Source organism: Kluyvera georgiana ATCC 51603 (assembly GCF_001654985.1).
In the GTDB taxonomy this organism is placed as follows: domain Bacteria; phylum Pseudomonadota; class Gammaproteobacteria; order Enterobacterales; family Enterobacteriaceae; genus Kluyvera; species Kluyvera georgiana.
Window position 1 is genome coordinate 1 of sequence record NZ_LXEU01000126.1, and the last position, 1,171, is coordinate 1,171.

General features: G+C 59.1%; 1 protein-coding gene. It reads left to right on the forward strand.

Features of this window, described 5'->3' with window-relative positions:
• Positions 1 to 1,171: type VI secretion system tip protein TssI/VgrG (tssI, locus tag M989_RS23955; protein WP_157093602.1), on the forward strand; the 1,171-nt coding region annotated here is incomplete at both ends.

Sequence of the window (1,171 nt, forward strand, 5' to 3'; positions counted from 1 at the left end):
CTGGCAGATGAATTACCACCTGACCATCTCGCCCCCGCTCTGGCGGGCCGGACTGCGCCAGAATTTCCGCATCTTTCAGCAGCAGGATATCCAGGCTATCTCCGCCACCCTGCTTGATGAAAATGGCATCACCGACTGGACCCCTTCCTTTTATGAATCTCATCCGGCGCGTGAATTCTGCGTACAGTATGGTGAAAGCGACCTCACCTTTCTCTCCCGACTGTGGGCCGAAGAAGGCATTTTCTATTTTGACTGGTGCTCACCGACCGGAACGGAGCAGAAGCTGGTGCTCTGTGATGATGTGGCAGGCGTCTCCGCGCTGCGCTCCCTGCCCTTTAACCCGAACACAAGCAGCGAAGTCTCCACGGAATGCGTTAGCGAGTTTCGCTACCGGGCGCAGGTTCGTCCCTCTTCCGTGGAAAACCAGGATTACACTTTTAAAACCCCCGGCTGGCCCGGCTACTTCAGCCACCAGGCCACAAACCTGAACGGTCAGCGCACTCAGTACGAAATCTTCGATTATCCGGGACGCTTCAAGGACGAGCAGCACGGACAGGATTTTGCCCGCTACCTGGCTGACGGCTTCCGCCACGATGCCGAAACCGCCGCCGGGGTCAGCAACTCGGCGAAGCTGTACCCCGGCAAACGCTTCACCCTGACTGGTCATCCTTCCCTCACCCTGAACCGCGAGTGGCAGGTCACCGGCTGCGTACTGAAAGGTGAACAGCCTCAGGCACAGCACGGCAAACAGGGCCAGGGAACCACGCTGAGCAACAATTTTGACGTCATTCCGGCTGACCGGACATGGCGCGCCTCTCCCCTGCCAAAACCCTCCGTGGACGGCCCGCAGAGCGCCATCGTCACCGGTCCCGCTGGCGAGGAAATCTTCTGCGATGAACACGGTCGTGTCCGGGTGCGTTTTCACTGGGACCGCTATTGTCCGGGCAACGAAGACAGCTCATGCTGGATACGGGTGTCACAACCATGGGCTGGTGCCGGATTTGGTCACCTCGCTATTCCCCGCGTAGGCCAGGAGGTCATCGTGGACTTCCTTAACGGCGACCCCGACCAGCCCATCATCATGGGGCGCACGTACCACCAGGATAACCGTTCACCGGGTAGCCTGCCGGGAACAAAAACGCAGATGACCATCCGCTCGAAAACCTACAAA